This is a genomic window from Pseudobacteriovorax antillogorgiicola, assembly GCF_900177345.1.
Lineage (GTDB): Bacteria > Bdellovibrionota_B > Oligoflexia > Oligoflexales > Oligoflexaceae > Pseudobacteriovorax > Pseudobacteriovorax antillogorgiicola.
Map to the genome: position 1 here is coordinate 1 of NZ_FWZT01000023.1, position 19,821 is coordinate 19,821.

The following is a 19,821-nucleotide window of genomic DNA, read 5'->3' on the forward strand; positions in this document are numbered from 1 at the left end:
AGCTCCCGATTCGGGCGGGAATCGCTGTGGCTGAAGTGCTACAGGAATCCCCCACTAGAAACGCGCAAGCGATTTAGTGGCGGGAGGCCGTCAATGTCGAGCCAAACCCTCGCATGGAAACTACTCAAGAGCCTACCAATTTATTGGTCACCATCACTCGATCAAAATGCAGCTCATGCAGTCACAAGCGAATTCAAGAGCCGGTTGCCAAGTGTCATAAACTTTTGTTTTTACTGATCTTTTATTTCTCAGCATCACATCTTAAAAACTTTGATGATTTCACCAAATCATAAGCTCTTGATATAATTACAATAAATGAGAAAGCATGATAATATTGGCAGTTTGCCACTTATGCCACTACAGTGTACTGACTGATCGGGACAGCAAAACTCCTTGATCGCCGGTCGTGCCTTTTGCGGTCGCGGGAAAGCTCAATCCTCATTTCCACGCACCAGCCATCCTAAAAGGCACACGTGCCCTTTTTCCTTTCGGGATAAAAATCCCCCGCCGGCCAAATCGCTCGTTTGGCTCGTCCACCCTTCCAAGGGTGGGCGCCCCGCAACTTTTTCTTGTGTTTGTTATGATTGAGAGATTAATCCCAAGTCCGCTACATTTCAAGGCAATTAAGTTCAAGATTTGGTTAAGAAATTAAGACTTGTTAAGCAGCGGTGTAGAAATCTATATGCCTTGATAAGTGGCCCCTACAGGGCCAATTCGGACTTGAAGTAATCGACAGTCTTTATCAAACCTTCTTCTAGACGAACTTTTGGCTCGTAACCAAGAAATTTTCTAGCTTGTTCCAAGTTAGGACGACGTACTTTCGGATCGTCTTCTGGTAAAGGCTTATAAACTATTTTCGAGGAGCTCCTAGTGATGCTCACAACCTTCTCTGCAAGTTCCTTAACTGTGAACTCACCATCATTGCCGATATTGATTGGCCCTTGGGTGTCGCTTTGGTGGGTTAGCGCGATAATGCCGTCAATCAGATCACTAGCAAAGCAAAAAGACCTAGTCTGACTGCCATCGCCATAAATAGTGATATCATCACCTCGGAGCGCTTGAACGATAAAGTTGCTCACCACCCGCCCATCATTCACCGCCATCCGTGGGCCGTAGGTGTTAAATATTCGAACCACTCGGCTTTCCACATCGTGGACGCGATGATAATCGAAGCAAAGGGTTTCCGCGGCGCGCTTGCCTTCGTCGTAACAGCTGCGGGGCCCGATAGGATTTACGTTACCCCAGTAGCTTTCTGGCTGAGGGTGAACTTGGGGATCACCATAAACTTCAGAGGTGCTGGCATGAGTGATACGCGCTCCCACCCTCTTGGCGAGACCCAACATGTTCATGGTGCCTAATAGAGACGTTTTCAAAGTCTTGATCGGATTGGATTGATAATGCACAGGGCTCGCAGGGCAAGCAAAGTTCAAAATCAAGTCCACTTCAGCCATGAAGGGCTCGGTGATATCATGACGCACTAATTCGAAACGAGGATGATCACGCAGATGCTGGATGTTATTTTTAGAGCCGGTGTGAAAGTTATCCATGCAGATGACATCCCAGCCATCTTCGATGTAACGATCGCAGAGATGGCTTCCAAGAAAACCCGCTCCACCGGTTATTAAGACACGTTTTTGACCAATTGCTTGCATGCATATCCTCTTAGATAAGTGATGTCACCGTAGCCCATAGTATGATAGCCTAGGCGCGCGTGCAAAGAAATTAAGACAACCCTTCGGAGGATGAATACGGAATGAATATCCACGAATATCAAGCAAAGCATCTATTCCGCGAAAATGGTGTTCCGGTGCCTGATGGATATCTAGCTCAAAATGGCATTGAAGCTGAGTTTGCAATGCGGCGACTAGGCACAGAGGTCGCTGTTGTTAAAGCCCAGGTCCATGCCGGGGGAAGGGGAAAAGCAGGGGGCGTTAAACTAGCGAAAACCCCAGAGGAGTGCAAAGCACTCACTGAAGAAATGATCGGCATGACACTTGTCACTCACCAAACTGGTCCCGAAGGCAAGCTTGTCCGCAAGGTTTATATCGAAGCTGGTAGCAAGATCGAAAAAGAATACTACCTCGCTCTTCTTCTCGATCGCGAGACTGCTGGTATCAGCATCATGTTCTCCACTGAAGGTGGCATGGACATCGAAGAGGTTGCTGAAAAAACTCCTGAAAAGATCGTCGTTGTCAATGTCGATCCCACAGTTGGCCTTCAAGGTCACCACATCCGAACCCTATGCTTTGGCCTTGGCTTACCCAAGAATGAGCAAAAGCTTTTGGGCGGCATTGTTAAAAACTTATATAAGATGTTTCTCAAGTACGATTACTCGATGCTTGAAATCAACCCACTTGTGGTTACTCAAGATGGAGAGATGTTCGCTCTTGACGGCAAGATGAACTTCGACGACAACGCTCTTTATCGCCAAAAAGAAGTTGATGAAATGCGCGACTTCCTCGAAGAGGACGAGCGGGAAATCGAAGCCTCTAAATACGGCTTAAGCTATATCGGACTCGATGGCAACATCGGCTGTCTAGTAAACGGTGCTGGCCTTGCCATGGCAACCATGGACATCATCAAGCACTACGGCGGCACCCCCGCTAACTTCCTCGACGTTGGTGGTGGCGCAAGCCAAGAAACTGTTACCAACGCCTTTAAGATTCTTCTCTCCGACTCGAATGTGAAGGGAATCTTCGTCAATATCTTCGGCGGCATCATGAGATGTGATGTGATTGCCAATGGTGTTGTCGCTGCTGCAAAGGAACTTGGCCTTAAAGTACCATTGGTGGTTCGCCTTGCGGGAACCAATGTGGAAGAAGGTAAAAAGATTCTCAACGAATCTGGCCTAAACCTAGAAGCTGCGGACGACATGGCAGATGGCGCCAAGAAAATTGTGGAACTGTCCAAGTAACCGAAGAAATTCTATCGAGGAGATAAATTAGTGGCTATTCTTATCAACCGAGACACAAAAGTCATCACCCAAGGGATCACGGGAAAGTCTGGTGAGTTTCACACGCGCCTTTCTCATGAGTATGCACCTTGCTTTGTGGGTGGTGTGACTCCTGGCAAGGCTGGTCAAAAAGCAACTTGTGATCTGCCGATCTTCAATACCGTTGCCGACGCTAAAGAAGCAACAAATGCCAACGCAAGTATGATCTTCGTTCCTCCTCCCTTTGCAGCCGATGCGATCTTAGAAGCAATCGATGCAGAGATTGAGCTTATCATTTGTATCACTGAGGGAATCCCTGTTTTGGATATGGTCCCCGTGCAGAAGGCTCTAGCCCGATCGTCATCACGATTAGTTGGCCCTAACTGCCCCGGTGTAATCACTCCTGGTCAGTGTAAAATTGGTATCATGCCTGGCCATATCCATCAGCCAGGAAAGGCCGGAATCGTATCAAAATCTGGTACACTCACTTACGAAGCTGTTGGTCAAACCACAAAAGCTGGCGTGGGTCAATCAACCTGTGTTGGTATCGGTGGTGACCCCATCATCGGCACGAACTTCATCGACGTCCTTGCTCAGTTTGAAGAAGATCCTGAAACTGAGGGCATCGTTCTTATCGGTGAAATTGGTGGCGATGCAGAGATTAAGGCCGCTCAGTTCATCAAAGAAAATGTCAGCAAACCTGTTGCTGCCTTTATCGCAGGACAAACAGCTCCCAAAGGCAAGCGTATGGGTCACGCAGGTGCAATCGTTTCCGGTGGTCATGGAACTGCTGAAGAGAAGATCGCAGCGCTTAAAGAAGCTGGCTGCGTTGTTGCTGATACGACTGCAGAAATCGGTGACTGCTTACTAAAAGCGATGAAGAAGTAATGCTAGGTGTTCGCCATTATAAAGGCATAGCTATTGACCTCTTCCACGGCGACATCACTGAGTTTGTCTGCGATGGAATGGTCAATGCTGCCAATGAAGCCTTGGCTGGCGGTGGAGGCGTCGATGGCGCCATCCACCAAGCCGGCGGGCCCATCATCTTGGAGGAGTGTCGACAAATTGGTTCCTGCGCAACAGGTTCAGCAGTCAAGACAAGTGCTGGAAACCTGCCTGCCAAGGCCGTAATCCACACTGTGGGCCCTGTTTGGCGAGGGGGACAAGAGAACGAGCCGAAGCTACTTGAGTCTTGTTATTACAACAGCCTCAAGCTTGGCCATGAACTTGGGTTTCGTCACCTAGCCTTTCCATCGATCAGCACAGGCATTTATAGCTTTCCAGTGCAGCAGGCTGCTGAATTAACCTTTCAAGCCATGCGCTCGTTCATTGATGAGTTCTCAGACAAGACCACCATCAAGCGAATCACCATGGTGCTCTTTTCCCGCGACGATCATAACTGCTACCAAGATCAGATGTTTCAAGAGTTCTCAGAAGAAGAAGCCTAAGTCATGCTAAAAGACATCGCCTACTACAAGACCGGCGGAACTTGCAACACTCTCCACCAGCCAGAATCCATCGATCAGCTTGCAGAAATTGTTAGCCAGTTGCATCAAAGCAAGACTCCCTATTTTGTTATTGGCGGCGGTACGAACTCCCTGGTCTTAGATGATCACTTTCCTGGGGATGTGATTGCTTTCACAAAACTGAAGTCTATCAAAGTCACTAGGAACAGCATATATGCTGAAGCGGGCGTCGAAAACACTATGATTGCCCAAACAGCTCTTAGCCACTCTCTTGCCGGGGCTGCCTGGATGAATCGCCTTCCCGGGCAAATCGGCGGGACGGTAAGGATGAACGCTCGTTGCTATGGTGGTGAAATTAGTGAAATTGCTAGCACTGTGATCGCTGTCTCTCAAGATGGTGTTGTCAAAACGTACGACAACCAAGGAAACTTGTTCCGGGGCTATAAAGATACCATTTTTATGGATAACGGCGATATCATTGCAGCGGTTCACCTGGCACTTGAGCCTGGACAAGCAACTGACATCAAGGCCATCATGGATCACTGTGAAACAGACCGCATTCAGAAGGGCCAATTCACGTTCCCATCCTGCGGCTGCGTCTTTAAGAACGATTATGCTGTTGGCGTCCCCAGTGGAATGCTTCTCGATCGAGCAGGTGCCCACGACCTCAACCAAGATAAGGTTGCCTTGAACCCAAAGCATGCGAATTTTGTTTTTAACAAGGGTGCAACAAGCAGTGATATCCTAGATATGACCCTCGCCATGAGAGAGCTTGTCTATAAAACTTACGGCGTTTGGCTTTCCTATGAAATGGAGATCCTCGGGCGGTTACCAGATCGCTACGCGGCAAAGGTTCGAGAAACCCGTCCTCAGCAATTCAATGAAGCAGCACTAGAGCCCCTCAGACTGGAGTTTTCAGGGCGCAAAAAACCCTAGACACCCCCCACTTTGCCAAGACTTACCAAAAGTCACGAAAGCAACAAATTTTCGTGAGCCAAAACATCCAGGTAATCATCTGATATCACTACATATATCAAGATTTTTTTAGGCCCAAGTCACTAAGTCCGATCTAGTATTCAGGATATATAAGGGACGTGACATGAAAAAGTATTTCGGATCACCTCAATCGGGGAAGATATCCCTATTGCTGGTTCTTATGGGCGGCCTCGCGGCTACAGCTCATCAGTTTCAGAAAAAGGGTCAAGTTGATCAGCTCATGAAAAAGGCGCAACTTGAAACTGCGAATCATGAGACCGAAGTCCAGGCTCTATCAGCCCTGACTGTGATCTCTGCTGCTCTAAGCCGCGAGCTGTCGAGCCAAGACCCCCAGGCACTCCTACCGGAGCCATACATACCCGGTGACTTCAATTGTAACGCTCCTCGCAAATTGGTGCCTCAAACTAACTCTATCAAGTCGGTTTCAGACGGTTCTGGGCAAACTCTAAAAGTGAAGCTCCCTAGTATCGCCAGCTTAGATAGCAATGATTTCTCTAAGATCCACGGTGGCGACACCAGCGTCCTTGACAAAGCCAAGGAGGTGGAAGCCAAGGTAGAGATACTAGGGTTCAACTGCGGCACTGATGCTAGCAACCCACTATTAATCACAGGAGCCTATGTAAAAGTCGAGGTCCCTATTACCGAGCGAGACACGAATAAGAAGCGCCTGTGGACAACCAACGCACTCGTTCCAATCGACCCTCCGCCAATGAGCGACTGCGAATTACAAGTTGTCGATGGTGAAGGCAAAATCCTGAAACATGGAGACGAGGGTTCTGCTGGAGACGTTAAGATCGAAATGTCTTGCAACAACATAGTCACGAAGGCCTTCCTATTTGCGGAGCAACCCGATGCAATCGGTGCTGTTCAGGAAGCACCTACGCTTATAGGAGAGCAAGAACAACGGGACAGCGAGGGTAAGAGCACAAAAAAAGAAAAGCGATCGAGAGACGATGACGATGACAAAAAAAGAAAGAAATTTAAGGGAAAAGGTAAGAGGAAAGATAAAGCAAAAGGCAAAAGTAAAGTGACCACAGCACCGATTGCGACTAAGTCTACGTTCACCAACAATAAGGTAGCGAGGACCAAACAGCCTGTAATTCAAAAATCTGAATCACTAAGCTCTGGTATCCATAGAGTCATTGGCCTTGTTCAGCAGGTTGACGGATCCATGATTGAAGTCTCTCAAGATTTCACTCTCACAGCTAAATCAAGCTCGGGTGGTTCTGGGCCGCTAACTTATCTTGAAATTCTCAAGAAGTGTTCCCACAAGTGTAACGTTCTAGGAGACGGAATCTACCCACCCGCCTATGGCGGCAGCTACTATCACAAAGACTACTATCAAGGTAAAGCCCCAGATATATTTGTTTGCTATCGCAGTGGCTACTACTGGGGTTTTGACCCCAACGACAACTGTAAAATGTTGACGGAATCAGTTGATAAAAGAGGAGCGGAAGGATGCTTTGTGGAGAATACAATGATCCGCATGGCTGACGGATCCGATCGAGCCATACAAACCATTCGTCCAGGAGACCTCGCCTGGAATCCGCGGCTGAACCAAGCGCAGAAGATCAGCCGAGTTACAAAGGGTCCTGAACATGATAAAATTTATGTGATTCAAACGGCACAGGGAACAGTTAGCGTGACTCGCACTCATCCCTTTGTCAGTACTCGTGGAATTGTCAAAGCTGAATTCCTGAAGGCTGGGGATATGCTACTGGGAGACGATTCCCTAGCGCTGATAGAAATCAAAGATATCGCTGTAATTGACTCACCGAGTCGTGGTCAGACCGTTTGGAACCTTGAACTGGAAGGAGCTTTCGAAGCAAGCCATCACGTGATCCTTGCTGACGGTGTTCCTAGTGGTGACTTATTCCTCCAGAACCAAAACTGGGATCAAGCACCCTATGAATCGCTGTCTCAATGGTTGGCCGAGTAGGAGATAGGTATCATGAAAAGCAAACATCTGATCATTGTAATTGGCTTAGCTGGGGTCGTCTTTTGGTTTGCAACAAGAACACCTGACTTCGATGAAGCACCAACCTTACGCTCCAAGCCAAAATCCGAAACGGTGGTGATGCCAAAGAATCAGCAGGTGCAAGAGGAACTTAAGAAATCTTCGCTCGCTGGTAAAAAGCTTCGGCTTCAGCATGCCATCGGCTTAAGCCCAGTGGCAAAAACAAAATCTGGCAAGTGGCACTTCGATGTGCGTTTGCAGTCGATGAATAATCAGTGCCGGACTGGTGACTTCGATATCATAAGCAATGACCTCAAGCTGGTTCGTGGCCAAAAGCTTTTTCTAACTGTTGAAAGTTTAGCCGACAACAGTATCCTTTATCAGGAACCATTGGATCTTAGCAAAACTCTAGGCACAGGATTCAACCGATCGATCACGATCCCAGCGATCAAGAATGAGGCTCAATACATGGGTGTTTTTATATGCAGCAAGCGAGATGATAAACAGCCGTGCTTGAAACAGAAAATCGTTAATGTTAACAAAATCGATGCCTTGCAAAAGAAAGCAATCCTTGCGAAGAAAGCCTATCCTCGTTCTGGCAAGGTCTTCTTTTTTCAATTTCTCACTGCCTTCGACGGTCAACTTTCTATATTTGACATGGGCAATAGGCTTGAAAGCCACTTTCGCAGAATGGAAAAGGCCTTTCGCAAGCTCGATCCCAGCGGAGACTATAGGCGCCCGTTCCATAAGGCCAAGTTTTTAACTCAAAGCATCGGTTCGATGAAACCTATGGTCCTTCAAAAGCAAATCACCTTTTTCATACCGAAGCAGTCCAATTCTTGTGTGGCTGAGCAAAGGTTCTCTCGATGATCCCGAGTCTTTCAAGGTCTGATGGTTTCTCTATGACTGCCTTGATGGTAGCCATGGCGCTACTTGGCGTCATCATCGTAATGTTGACCCGATCTCAGGTGCAGCAGAACAAAGCCAAAGACAGTATTAGCCAGAGCCAAAGCTACAAAAATCTAGATAGTGCTTTGAACACTGAAATTCGCACCCTACTGCAATCCCTAGACGGCAGTCGCTGCATCGCGAATTCCGATCTATCCCTTGCAATAGAGGTTCAAAACTCTCAGATAAACTTGCGCCATCAAACAAGCGTTTTGAAGACGGGCAAGGATGCAGAAGGCAACAAACGACTAGAAAAGACCCTAGCCTCCCACAGTGGGCTCAAAGCTATTCAAACCCGTTGCTCAAGACCAAAATTCATAGGCAATTCTCAAGTTGGAAATGCATCTCAGAATCATAGCTATTTCTGCCTTGAGCTAGACCCAAGTCAACTTACGGGGCAAAGCGTCCTGGGGCGCGCGGAATATGGTTTGGTAGAGATAAGTCTGGTGTTTAAAGATCTGCTCACACTCCAAGCAGCATCCTGCCAAGCCTTTGGCGAGAGCAATACTGCGGGAGCCCAAGTCGCCTATTCCATTCACTGGCTACGGCCAGAAAAGGATAAGTTTCTTGTTAGCTCCCACCATGAAACGTTTTTCACGAAAAAATAAAGTCTGAATCCCAAACGACAATAGCGCTCTAGGCTCCATCCGCCAATTCGCGAAGGTAAGTAAAGGTGTAGATTCCTGTTGTGTGGCCATCGTCGAATTGGATATTCAACGCGTAGCGACCCACAGATTGGATCATGAGAGGCCTCAGAGTCTCTGGAACATCTTCCGGTTTCAACTTGGGCTCATGAGTCCATTCATCGATACATAGTGCACACGGGCACTTACGCCTTAAAACCACGACATCAAAGATGTCCTTCCGATCATCTGTCCAAATGATGCCGAGCTGCCGATCGTTTTCCTGCCAGATTTTTTTCACTTGTATATAGTTTTGCATCGGCTACTCCCACTCCAGCTTGAAGTGACTTAACGCACCTTCAGATTGGGAAGACACGATCGACTGCTGAGCTGCGACCTGACCCGCCGCATCTAAATAGGCTTTGGCAGCGATAGAGTCTGGTGACGAAATCACAAGGGGCTTACCATCATCAGAATCCGCAGCAACCTTAGGTTCAATAGGGATTTCACCTATCATGGGCAGGCCATGTTCCTTAGCTACGCGTCGACCACCACCTTCTCTAAAGATGTAGTGCTTTTTTTCACAGCCATCACAGATAAAGTAACTCATGGTTTCCACAACTCCCAAAACAGGCACCTTGAGAGTGTCGAACATGGAAATCGCTTTTCGGACGTCGATTAAAGCAACTTCTTGAGGAGTTGTTACTACCACCGCTCCCGTAATCGGAGCTATTTGGGAAAGGGTCAGCTGGATATCGCCAGTTCCAGGGGGATAATCTATCAACAAGTAGTCCAGCTCTCCCCAATCAATCTGCGTGAGAAACTGACGAATGATTTGAGCTACCATGGGACCGCGTAACATTTGAGCCTGCTTCGCTTCGGTAAACATCCCTACCGAAATGATCTTCACGCCTCCGAACTGAGGCGGTACAATCAACTGGCCTCGCGTTTCTTCGGGCTTGCCCACCTTCGTCATTTGCATCATGGATGGTCCATAGATATCAGCATCGAGAATGCCAACTTTGGAGCCAGCCTGGGCCAAACCATAAGCTAAGTTCACGGTACTGGTGGACTTGCCGACACCACCTTTACCACTAGCAACAGCGATAATGCTTTTAACACCACCGAGAGCCTCTTTCACTAAATCGGGAATGGTGTCACGGCGCTTTGGTGTTTGTGCAGTCATCTCAATATGAGCTTCGTCGACTCCCTCAAGAGCTTCCACAACTTCGCGACACTGGGCCTGAAGCTGCTCTTTGACCGGACAGGCGGGAGTGGTCAACTCCACAACCACATGAACCTTTTTGCCTTTGATATCGACCTTTTTGACAAAGCCGAGACTGACGATATCGCGATGTAAGTCAGGATCTTGCACGGCCTTCAAGGCCTCGCGCACCGCATCTTCCGAAATACCGCCTTTAAAACGATCGAATATACCCATCAAATCTCCTTACGCATCAAGCGCTTCCACATAGTGCTGGGCTTGGATTGCAGCCTGGCAGCCCATTCCAGCGGCGGTGATCGCCTGCTTGAAGTTCGGATCAGCGATGTCACCAGCTGCAAAAACTCCGGGAGTCTTAGTTTTCGTAAAATCCTTCACCACAATGTAGCCGTGATCATCAACATCCACGTAATCACTGAAAAGCTCCGAGTTTGGATTGTGGCCGATCGCATAGAAAAGCCCATCAAGCTCGATGTCTTCGGTTTCGCCAGTTTCCGCATGCTTGATACGAACGCCGGTAAGGCCACTATCATCGGATAGAGTTTCCAGGGTTTCATAAGGCACTTTGAAAGTGATCTTAGGATCGTTTTGAGCCTTCTTTAACATGATCGGCGATGCTCGGAACACATCACGTCGATGAATCAAAATCACTTCAGAGCAAAGCTTCGCCAGGTAGGTCGCTTCTTCCATTGCGGAGTCACCACCACCAACAACAGCTACTTTCTTATTCCGATAGAAAAAGCCATCACAGGTAGCACAGGTAGAAAGACCGCGACCCATGAGTTGCGCTTCACCTTCGAGACCAAGAGTTCGCGCTGTGGCTCCCGTACAGATAATAACCGACTTTGCATGAATCTCATCATCACCAGCCCAGAGCTTCTTCACTGGTCCGTCAAGCTCCACTCTAGTGATGGAGTCGTAGATGATTTTAGTGCCAAAACGCTCTGCTTGAGCTGTCATATCTTGCATGAGCTTGGGGCCCATGATTCCATTTTCGAAACCTGGGAAATTCTCCACATCAGTGGTGATGGTCAACTGGCCGCCGTGTTGAATTCCGGCATAGATAACAGGCTTTAGATTAGCCCGTGCTGCATAAATCGCCGCTGTCAATCCAGCAGGCCCTGTCCCAACGATGACAACATCATGTATCTCTTGACTCATTTCTAACTCCTTATGGCTCTCTGACCCACCCTTTTGAACAGGGCTGAGCATGGGGTATTTTATAGGGTAAACTATAAGAATTTTTGTAATTTATTGGGAGGCGTTCCAAGTTTGATGATTGTTCTTGCCTCCGACCAGCCACCTTACCAGCAAAGCTTCGAGATGTCATGATCGGAGCTGCGGACGCAGGCAGCAGAAGGCCCATATCACAAGGGTTTGCCTTGCTCCATCGCGCTCAGCATCAACGGCAGACTTACATCGTAGCGGTAGGACGTTCCGGAATGGTTGTCATCAAACTCAAAGTAATGATGGCTGATGCCGTTTTGTGAAAGTTTGTCTGTAAACTGCCGAGCCCCGTAGTGCAAATTGTACTGGTCTCTATTGCCACATTCAATATAAAGGCAGGCTAGTTGCCGTAAAGCATCCTGATGATCGCTCTTTTCGATCAGATGAACAGGATCATGCCCGAGCCATTGCTGCCAGACCTGCTCATCCACAACCCCAGTTCGAAGATCGATTGGAATTTGGAAGCCGTCGGGATTGTGAAGATCTGGGCTGTAGGTGGCAGACATTCCGAGCAGCATCAGAAGATGCACATCTCGACCAGACACCTTCACCGCCTGGCGGCATTCGTCAATGTAAGCCTGAATATCACCGTTGTAGCGCTTGAGGCCATTGCATAGATCAATCAGATCACGGCGATATACAGCGTCAAAGCCCATATCTCCACTATGGCAAGCCACCGATGCAAAGGTTCCAGGATAGGCCATGGCTAAACGCAAAGCTCCAAACCCTCCTGACGATCTGCCGAACACACCACGATAAGCAGCACCAGGCTGCACGGGGAAGTTTTCTTCCACGAAGGGAATCAGCTCGTGAACAAGGTGGTCACCATGTGGTCCTAAAAAGTCCGAATTGATGTATTGACTCCCTCCAAAGCTCGTATAAAGATCGGGACTCACAACGATGCACGGGGGAATTTGCCCTTGGTCAATCAATCGGGTGAGTCGATCAAAAAGTGACTCTTTGAAGGGTTGCCAATCAAACTGGCTTCGCCCCGCGTTGGTCCAGGGAGCTAAGCAATAGAGAACTGGAAAGCGCCGGCTTTTGTCATGAGCCGCCTGAGGCATATAGATGGTCAGGGGCCTGATGTGGTCTTCACCGGCGCGATTGTGCTTCAAAAGAGAGCTTTCTATATGAAGCTTCTCGATCCACGGCTGGTTCTCCGGGGCTGGTATGATCGTTTTCATCAGATGACTCCTATCGCTCCTGCAAGCAGCGTTGTGACAATGCTTTGAAGCAGCTATATTAGACTGGTTATCGATTTTAGAACAAGAAGGACTTTTTCATGGATTTTTCATTCGCCACCCGGGTTCTCAACCAGATGCTTGCCCTGATCATAGCACTGATCGTGAGTGAAGTGGCTCAGGCGTACATGGCAAAAAAACAGGGTGACGATACTGCGGAACGAGAAGGGCGCCTCACCCTGAACCCAATCCCTCATCTAGACCCAGTTGGGACCATTCTATTCCCTCTTATTGGCTCAATGCTTGGTGGCTTCATTTTTGGCTGGGCTAAACCAATCCCTGTGAACACCCGCAACCTAGTAGACCCTAAATGGAGTCCAGTAAAAATCGCTGCATCAGGACCGATCGCCATGCTGCTCTTGTCAACCCTCGCCCTTGGCGGACAGTTAGCAATTGGCAATGTTGCCGAAGGAAGCCCATTGATCGCCTTTAGCCGGCTCTTTGAAAATATGGTCTTTCTTTCGGCGTTTTTGGCACTATTTCATCTCCTACCAATCTACCCACTGGCCGGAGGAGTCTTGCTTTCGACACTCTTGCCGTATGATATGAGGCAGAAATACGAATCCATTGTGATTCCCTACGGCTTTTTTATCATTATCGGCCTGATGTTAGTAGGCGCATTCCGCATTCTCGCAGTTGGCGCTCAGTTCTGGATTGGCATTTCATACATGCTCTTAAATCCATTATTCGCCTAATACCAGGGGGCTCTAAGCCCCTACAATCCAATTCACCGTAAGAAAATCGAGAATCAAAATACCTAGCACAACAATCCCTGCTAGCAAGTCATCTAGTAAGGTACCGAAAGGACCATAAACTCCACGATCAACCCAGCCGATAAACAAGGGCTTCGTGATATCGAAGAGTCGAAACAGAGCAAATCCCACCAGCCATAGTTCCCACGATGGTGCGAAGAATGCGATCGGAATCGCCTGACCTGCCACCTCATCAATAACTATGCTCTTGTCGTCATGAGCATCCCAGAGGGTTTCTGTTTTTTTAATGACCCAGTAGGAAAAAATCGAAAAAACAAACAGCAGGCTGGTAACCACAAACCAAAATGGAATATTTCCTATGCTATGGCGAGCCAGATAGTAAATGCCACTGCCCAAAGCCAAACCCGGCAGAGATCCCCACGTTCCTGGTGCTTTTGGCATCTGACCTAAGGGGTAACACGTTGCCAAAAACGTAAAGGTATTCATGGGCTTTTTGCTCATCCATGAGTCTCCTGTACCAGCTCCAGCAAGATGCCCCCCGTTGCCCTTGGATGAACGAAGGCAATGCGGGTTTTATGGGCACCGCCTCGTGGAACTTCATCGATCATCTGGATCTGGTGCTCCTTCATTTTTGCAATCGCAAGCTCAATATCGTCGACTTGCAAGGCTAGGTGATGGATACCTCCCCCTCGGATTTCGAGGTATTTCTTGATCGGCCCGTCTTGGCCCTCCTCGTTCTCCAAAATCTCAAGGCGACTGTCGCTAGTAGCGGCTCCATTAGCCGAACCGAACATCATCGTATTGGTTTTCTGTTCCTTGACCAATTCATCTCCATGCCAAGGCAGATCCAAAACCTCTTTAAAGAACCAAGCTGCTCGCCCTGGATCTTTCGCTGCAATACCAATATGGCTTATGCCAAGTATCTTCATGTGCCAATCCAATGTCATTATTTCCCCGACTCGCGCTATTATAGGGACGTGAAAAATTTTTTGCGAAGGGGTTTTCATGGATCACAAGAAACTAGAGCAGATGCTGATCGGGCTTCATCACAAAAACTATCGACTCTATAAGGAGATCAAGGGGGAGACCCTGTTCCCAAACTTTCGCTTGATAGTTGATCATGTGCAAGGGGACCCCTTTGCTGCTCCTAGTAAGATGCGAATTTTTCTTGATCCTAGCACCCACCAGATTCCCCAAAGCTATGCCAATAACCAGACACGCACCATCGCCCTCCGCGACTACATCACTAGAAAATTTAGCCAGGCCGCCAGAAAATCATCGAAGCCTATAGGCACCGGCAAAGGGGGATTTATTGGTATTGATACTCCTGGGCAGCAGATCCTAGATCGCTCCTCCTGTTTCGTTCACCAGGATCATGGCCTGGAGATCCGCTTCACTCTGGGTCTGCCTGCCGACGGACGAAAGATACTAGGACGAGAAGCTGCATACTTGCTCATCAATATCCTGCCCCAGCTTGTGGAAAAGATCTGCTTTCCCCAGCTAGAGGAAGGCGAACTCAAGCTTCACGTCGATACATACGAAGATAACGCTGCTTTAAGAAAGCAACTTTCGGAGCATCACCTTGTAGCTTTCGTGGCGAACAACTCACGCCTGCCCCGAGCAAGTGGTATCGACGATCGGCCCCTGGCATCAGAAGACCTTGTGCCCTTTGCAACCCCTTCATCATTCGAGATCACCTTAAGTTGCCCTCATCGTGGCTCCGTCAAAGGTATGGGAATACCCCAAGGGGTCACCTTGATCGTCGGCGGTGGATACCACGGCAAGTCCACGCTACTCCATGGCATAGAGAAAGGTATCTACGCTCATATTCCAGGGGATGGCCGGGAGTTTGTCGTTACTGAGCCTTCAGCATTTAAAGTAAGGTCAGAAGACGGTCGCAGCATACAATCGGTTGCGATATCGCCATTCATTAACAATTTGCCCCAGAAAAAGTCTACCCGCCAATTTTCATCCCTCAATGCTAGTGGGAGCACCTCACAAGCAGCTAATATTATGGAGGCCTTGGAACTCGACTGCCAAACTTTATTAATTGATGAAGACACCTCGGCAACTAACTTCATGATCCGGGATCACCGCATGCAGGCTCTCATTGTCGACAAAGACGAGCCCATCACACCATTCATCGATCGCATCCAAGAGCTAAAGGCAAAGGGCATTTCAACGATTATGGTAGTCGGCGGCAGTGGAGATTACTTTGAAGTCGCCGATCATATTATTGGCTTAAAGTCTTACGAGGCCATGGACATGACTCAAGAGGCGAAGACGATCGCCGAAAAATTCCCTAGCCAACGGCATCAGGACGCCAAACAAGCATTTCAGATCCAAGGCACTCGTTGCCTTCGGGCGCAGGGACTATCACCAAGATTTAGAAATCGAGAGCAGCATGTAAAAATCAGGGAGATCGATGAGATTTTTTATGGATCAGAAGCGATCGACCTGAGCCACGTCGAGCAACTTGTAGATGGCAGTCAGTTAAGAACCATAGCCTATCTTATGGCCTACCTATATCGTTCGTCGCCAGGGAGCATCAGTTTTAAAGACTCTATTATTCAGGCCATTTCTAAACTTGGTCAGGAAGGGTATGAAGGGATTCACGATCTTCCTGATGGTGATATGGCCCAAGTTCGCCCCCTTGATTTAGCATGCGCCCTTAATCGGCTTCGCAGTTTATCTGTAGATCTTGTACCTTGAGAACGTTCTTCGACTAAATAGGATTAACTATGCTTCGTATTATAACTCTACTACTGGTTTTGATCTCCAGTTCAGCGCAAAGCGCATCACCATTCTACAAGCTAGGAACCGCACATCAGCAGTCGGTTCTCTTCAAGCGTCTTAAGGACGGAAAGCTGATCTATCAGAAAAACCCTGACCGTCTGCTGTCTCCTGCTTCAGTAACGAAGCTATTCACTTCAGCGGCAGCTTTGGCAAAATTTTCTCCTGCCCATCAATTTGAAACCAAGTTTTTTTACACAGGCACCAAGAAACAAGGGGTGATCAGTGGTGATCTCTATATTGTGGGCGATGGCGATCCACTTCTCATTAGTGAAAAGCTTTGGCAGATGGCTGCCGACTTCCGCATGATGGGCATCAAGGAAATCTCGGGGCGTATTGTCATCGACAACAGCTTATTTGACGGGGATACCCGAGACGACTCTCGGGAAGACAGCCGTTACATGTCCAATAACGCTTATGACGCGCCAGTTTCCGCATTCGGTATCAACTTCAATACGTTTCCCGTCGCCATAGCTCCCGGCTATCAAGAAGGACGCCCTGCCTTTATGTCAATCGACCCCTACCCCATCGATGGGATCGAGGTCAGCAATCGAGTGGTTACCACCAGCCGCGGCAAACCCTATGTACGAGTGACTCGCTCCTCGAAGAAAGACATGGTTCTTGTTGCTTCTAAAGGGCGTATTTCACTGGAATCTCCCATGCGGAAAGTCTATCGCTCCGTTTCAGATCCGCTCCGTACAGGGGGAGAGCAAATCCGCTCCTTTTTGGCAAAAGAAAACATCGTGGTGAAGGGTCAAGTAGCAGCTGGCAAGCTGCCGCAAGCTGCAACAGAACTTTACACGATCAAGAGCTACGAACTGAGCCGTATGATATCGGGCTTGAACAAATACTCAAACAACTATATTGCTGATGTGTTGGTCAAGCGCATGGGCGCCGAGTTTTCAGGCGCTGGCCCAGGAAGCTTTACCAATGGAATGGCCGTACTCAAAGATTTCCTCGCCCAGGAAGTCAAGTTACCGAAGGGGTTTCAGCTGTACAATGGCTCAGGGCTCGATACGCGCAACCGGGTCAACGCCTCGCAAGTTGTTGCCTTACTTGAGTACATGTACCAGCGCATGGATCTTTTTCCCGAATTTCTTGCTAGTCTGCCGGCTGCTGGCTGGGATGGAACTCTGGAAGATCGATTCGACCAAGACCGCTTAAAACCCCTTCATGGCCAAGTGAGAGCTAAAACAGGGACCCTGACATCACCGATAACGGTATCGTCCCTGGCTGGCTATCTCGGCCATCCAGAGCACGGAATGATTGCTTTTGCGATCATTGAAAACGGTGTCACCCGAAAACAGCAGCCGAGCGTATTAGATTTTAGAGCCCGCCAGGAGCTAGCTCTAAAAGCCATCATCGATCGTTTCTAACGAGGGGAATCCATTGAATTACGAAGAAAAAGCGCTGGAATATCACCAGCGAGAACCAGCGGGAAAAATCCAAACCCGTATCAGTAAGCCACTTGATAGCCAAGAAGATCTGAGCATTGCCTATTCTCCGGGTGTCGCAGGACCTTGTCGGGAGATTGAAAAAGACCCTGAAAACTCATTCAAGTACACAGGCCGTGCGAACCTTGTGGGAGTGATTTCCAACGGAACTGCAGTCTTAGGCCTTGGAAATATTGGCCCTCATGCCTCGAAACCTGTGATGGAAGGCAAGGCGATGCTTTTCAAAAAGTTCGCCGATATCGATGTCTTTGACATTGAAGTCGCTGCTGAGGACCCCGATCAGTTTATCTCTACTGTTAAAGCGTTAGAGCCTACATTTGGTGGTATCAATCTCGAAGATATCAAAGCCCCTGAGTGCTTCTATATTGAAGAAACGCTCAAAGAGCAGATGAACATCCCAGTGTTCCACGATGATCAGCATGGCACAGCTATCATTGCAAGTGCTGCCTTCATCAACGCCTTAGAAATCACCAATCGCGATATTGCTGATGTAAAAGTTGTGTTTTCGGGTGGTGGCGCTGCTGCCATTGCCTGCGCTGACCTCTTTATCAAGCTCGGCGTGAAACCAGAAAATCTTCTCATGTGCGATAGCCGCGGGGTTATCCATGATGGACGCGACCCTGGCAATCCGTACAAGGGCCGATTCTCACAAAAAACAGATCTTAGAACTTTGGAAGAAGCCCTTGTTGGGGCCGACGCCTTTGTCGGTGTTTCTGTCGCAGGTGTCCTCACACAGGACATGATCAAACCTATGGCCGAGCATCCGATTATTTTTGCCCTCGCCAATCCAGACCCTGAAATTCACCCGGATCTAGCCCGAGAGGTGAGACCTGATGCTATTATTGCCACAGGACGAAGCGATTTCCCTAACCAAGTGAACAACGTCCTGGGTTTCCCGTTTATTTTCCGCGGCGCTCTCGACACCCAAGCCACAGGCATCTCAGATGAAATGAAGCTCGCCGCTGTGAAAGCCATCTCCAGCTTGGCTAAGAAAACTGTTCCCGAAGAGGTTCTTAAGGTTTACTCCAATCCGGACGGCTACCAATTTGGTAAGGACTACCTCATTCCGAAGCCGGTTGACCCGAGGGTCTTGATGTATGTAGCTCCCGCCGTGGCACAAGCTGCTATGGACTCCGGGGTTGCGCGGAAAAAGGTGAATATCGACGAGTATAAGTACCACATCGAAAGAATTCTTGGCCCCACAAGGCGGATCGTTCGAAAGCTTCGCCAGGGCATCGTGGCTGGCACTCAGAGACAAAAGAAGAAACCCAATATACTCCTTCCCCATGGCCATGACAGCCGTGTGATCAAAGCAGCAGCACAGATCGTCTATGATGGCGATGTAGACGTCACGCTTTTAGGGTCTCCCAAGAGTATTATTGAAAAGTCGGAATCACTAGGATTCCACGCTTTCGGTGAGAAGGTTAATATTATCAACCCACTTCAAGACGATCGTACAGAGAAATTCGCTGATCAACTGTTTGAGCTTCGGCAACGGAAAGGAATTTCGAAATCCATCGCTATGGAAGCCATTCGCAATACCAATTACTTCGGTGCCATGTTGCTCAAAAACGGTTTCGTGGATGGTATGCTAAATGGTTTGGTAGAGCCATATGCAGCAAGCGTGCGGCCCATTCTCGAAGTATTGGGAACCACCACTTCCACTACTTTGGCGGGAACTCAGATGATCAGCTATCGGAAAAAGCTATACTTTTTCTCGGATTGCACCATCAATGTCGACCCAACCCCAGAGCAGATGGCCTCTATAGCTTATAACACCGCTGAATTTGCCAAAGAATACACGGACGATCCCATCAAGCTTGCATTTCTATCGTTCTCAAGCTTTGGATCTAATCGTCACCCGATCACTCGAAAGATATCTGAGGCTGCTCGTCTCTTAGAGAACATGAATCCAGACTTCGATTTCGATGGTGAGATTCAAGCAGACGTCGCCATCAATGTCGACCTCCAGAAAAAAGAATTCCCATTTTCTAATTTGAAGGGCCAGGCCAATGTCTTGATCTTCCCCGATCTGATGTCGGCAAATATTTCCTACAAGTTACTTGCTAATCTCACAGAGGCTAGCAGCTTCGGGCCTATTCTAAGAGGACCTCCTATGCCGGCTCATGTCTTAGAACGTGGCGCTCGCGTTGAAGACATCATCAACATGGTCTATCTAACCGCCAATCAATGGGCGAGAAACTAATCCTATCCCCTATTGGGCAAGCCTTGCAGGCTTGTCAAAACCC

At 48.4% G+C, this 19,821-nt stretch carries 18 protein-coding genes; 11 read left to right on the forward strand and 7 right to left on the reverse strand.

Annotated features, from left to right (window positions below):
* Positions 1–701: 701 nt before the first annotated feature.
* Positions 702–1,652, reverse strand: a complete 951-nt coding sequence (locus B9N89_RS24130; protein WP_200820783.1) for a UDP-glucuronic acid decarboxylase family protein — start codon at positions 1,650–1,652, stop codon at positions 702–704.
* Positions 1,653–1,753: 101 nt separating this feature from the next.
* Between B9N89_RS24130 and sucC the strand changes: the two genes are divergently transcribed.
* From sucC to B9N89_RS24165, 7 genes are all read left to right on the forward strand, one after another.
* Positions 1,754–2,914, forward strand: coding sequence for an ADP-forming succinate--CoA ligase subunit beta (sucC, locus tag B9N89_RS24135; RefSeq protein WP_132323535.1), 1,161 nt, complete (start codon positions 1,754–1,756; stop codon positions 2,912–2,914).
* 30 nt (positions 2,915–2,944) lie between these two features.
* Positions 2,945–3,820 carry a succinate--CoA ligase subunit alpha gene (sucD, locus tag B9N89_RS24140; RefSeq protein WP_132323537.1) on the forward strand — a complete coding sequence of 292 codons (876 nt, stop codon included), beginning with the start codon at positions 2,945–2,947 and terminating at the stop codon, positions 3,818–3,820.
* Positions 3,820–4,380, forward strand: coding sequence for a macro domain-containing protein (locus tag B9N89_RS24145; protein WP_132323539.1), 561 nt, complete (start codon positions 3,820–3,822; stop codon positions 4,378–4,380). Before sucD ends, B9N89_RS24145 begins: the two co-directional genes overlap by 1 nt.
* A gap of 3 nt (positions 4,381–4,383) precedes the next feature.
* A complete protein-coding gene (locus tag B9N89_RS24150; RefSeq protein WP_132323541.1) occupies positions 4,384–5,334 on the forward strand; it encodes a UDP-N-acetylmuramate dehydrogenase in 951 nt (316 codons plus the stop codon).
* 163 nt (positions 5,335–5,497) lie between these two features.
* Positions 5,498–7,333 carry a Hint domain-containing protein gene (locus B9N89_RS24155; protein WP_132323543.1) on the forward strand — a complete coding sequence of 612 codons (1,836 nt, stop codon included), beginning with the start codon at positions 5,498–5,500 and terminating at the stop codon, positions 7,331–7,333.
* Positions 7,334–7,345: 12 nt separating this feature from the next.
* The gene (locus B9N89_RS24160) at positions 7,346–8,221 is read left to right on the forward strand and encodes a hypothetical protein (protein WP_132323545.1); all 876 of its coding nucleotides are present in this window, start codon (positions 7,346–7,348) and stop codon (positions 8,219–8,221) included.
* Positions 8,222–8,253: 32 nt separating this feature from the next.
* Positions 8,254–8,907, forward strand: coding sequence for a hypothetical protein (locus tag B9N89_RS24165; protein WP_132323547.1), 654 nt, complete (start codon positions 8,254–8,256; stop codon positions 8,905–8,907).
* 28 nt (positions 8,908–8,935) lie between these two features.
* Here B9N89_RS24165 and B9N89_RS24170 read toward each other — a convergent pair whose 3' ends face one another.
* The 4 genes from B9N89_RS24170 to B9N89_RS24185 form a co-directional block, all read right to left on the reverse strand.
* Positions 8,936–9,241 (reverse strand): DUF971 domain-containing protein, encoded by a 306-nt coding sequence (locus B9N89_RS24170; protein ID WP_132323549.1) that lies wholly within the window; start codon positions 9,239–9,241, stop codon positions 8,936–8,938.
* A gap of 3 nt (positions 9,242–9,244) precedes the next feature.
* Positions 9,245–10,363 (reverse strand): Mrp/NBP35 family ATP-binding protein, encoded by a 1,119-nt coding sequence (locus B9N89_RS24175; protein ID WP_132323551.1) that lies wholly within the window; start codon positions 10,361–10,363, stop codon positions 9,245–9,247.
* 9 nt (positions 10,364–10,372) lie between these two features.
* Complete coding sequence (trxB, locus tag B9N89_RS24180; protein ID WP_132323553.1) at positions 10,373–11,305, reverse strand: thioredoxin-disulfide reductase; 933 nt, start codon at positions 11,303–11,305, stop codon at positions 10,373–10,375.
* Positions 11,306–11,511: 206 nt separating this feature from the next.
* The gene (locus tag B9N89_RS24185) at positions 11,512–12,555 is read right to left on the reverse strand and encodes an alpha/beta hydrolase (protein WP_132323555.1); all 1,044 of its coding nucleotides are present in this window, start codon (positions 12,553–12,555) and stop codon (positions 11,512–11,514) included.
* 98 nt (positions 12,556–12,653) lie between these two features.
* On the opposite strand from B9N89_RS24185, the gene B9N89_RS24190 reads away from it, so the two are divergent.
* Positions 12,654–13,307 carry a site-2 protease family protein gene (locus B9N89_RS24190; protein ID WP_132323557.1) on the forward strand — a complete coding sequence of 218 codons (654 nt, stop codon included), beginning with the start codon at positions 12,654–12,656 and terminating at the stop codon, positions 13,305–13,307.
* A 12-nt stretch (positions 13,308–13,319) separates the two neighbouring features.
* Here B9N89_RS24190 and B9N89_RS24195 read toward each other — a convergent pair whose 3' ends face one another.
* Together B9N89_RS24195 and B9N89_RS24200 are read right to left on the reverse strand one after the other, a co-directional pair.
* Positions 13,320–13,826, reverse strand: coding sequence for a phosphatidylglycerophosphatase A family protein (locus B9N89_RS24195; RefSeq protein ID WP_132323559.1), 507 nt, complete (start codon positions 13,824–13,826; stop codon positions 13,320–13,322).
* Positions 13,823–14,254: a VOC family protein gene (locus tag B9N89_RS24200; protein WP_132323561.1), complete on the reverse strand. Its 432-nt coding sequence runs from the start codon at positions 14,252–14,254 to the stop codon at positions 13,823–13,825. The genes B9N89_RS24195 and B9N89_RS24200 overlap by 4 nt, the downstream gene beginning before the upstream one ends.
* Positions 14,255–14,330: 76 nt before the next feature.
* Here B9N89_RS24200 and B9N89_RS24205 point away from each other — a divergent pair, with 76 nt between their 5' ends.
* The 3 genes from B9N89_RS24205 to B9N89_RS32330 are packed head-to-tail and all read left to right on the forward strand — an operon-like array spanning position 14,331 to position 19,778.
* Positions 14,331–16,037: an ABC-ATPase domain-containing protein gene (locus tag B9N89_RS24205; protein WP_132323563.1), complete on the forward strand. Its 1,707-nt coding sequence runs from the start codon at positions 14,331–14,333 to the stop codon at positions 16,035–16,037.
* 29 nt (positions 16,038–16,066) lie between these two features.
* On the forward strand, positions 16,067–17,494 hold the full coding sequence (gene dacB, locus B9N89_RS24210) for a D-alanyl-D-alanine carboxypeptidase/D-alanyl-D-alanine endopeptidase (RefSeq protein WP_132323565.1): 1,428 nt from the start codon (positions 16,067–16,069) through the stop codon (positions 17,492–17,494).
* 13 nt (positions 17,495–17,507) lie between these two features.
* Complete coding sequence (locus B9N89_RS32330) at positions 17,508–19,778, forward strand: NADP-dependent malic enzyme (protein ID WP_132323567.1); 2,271 nt, start codon at positions 17,508–17,510, stop codon at positions 19,776–19,778.
* Positions 19,779–19,821 lie beyond the last annotated feature (43 nt).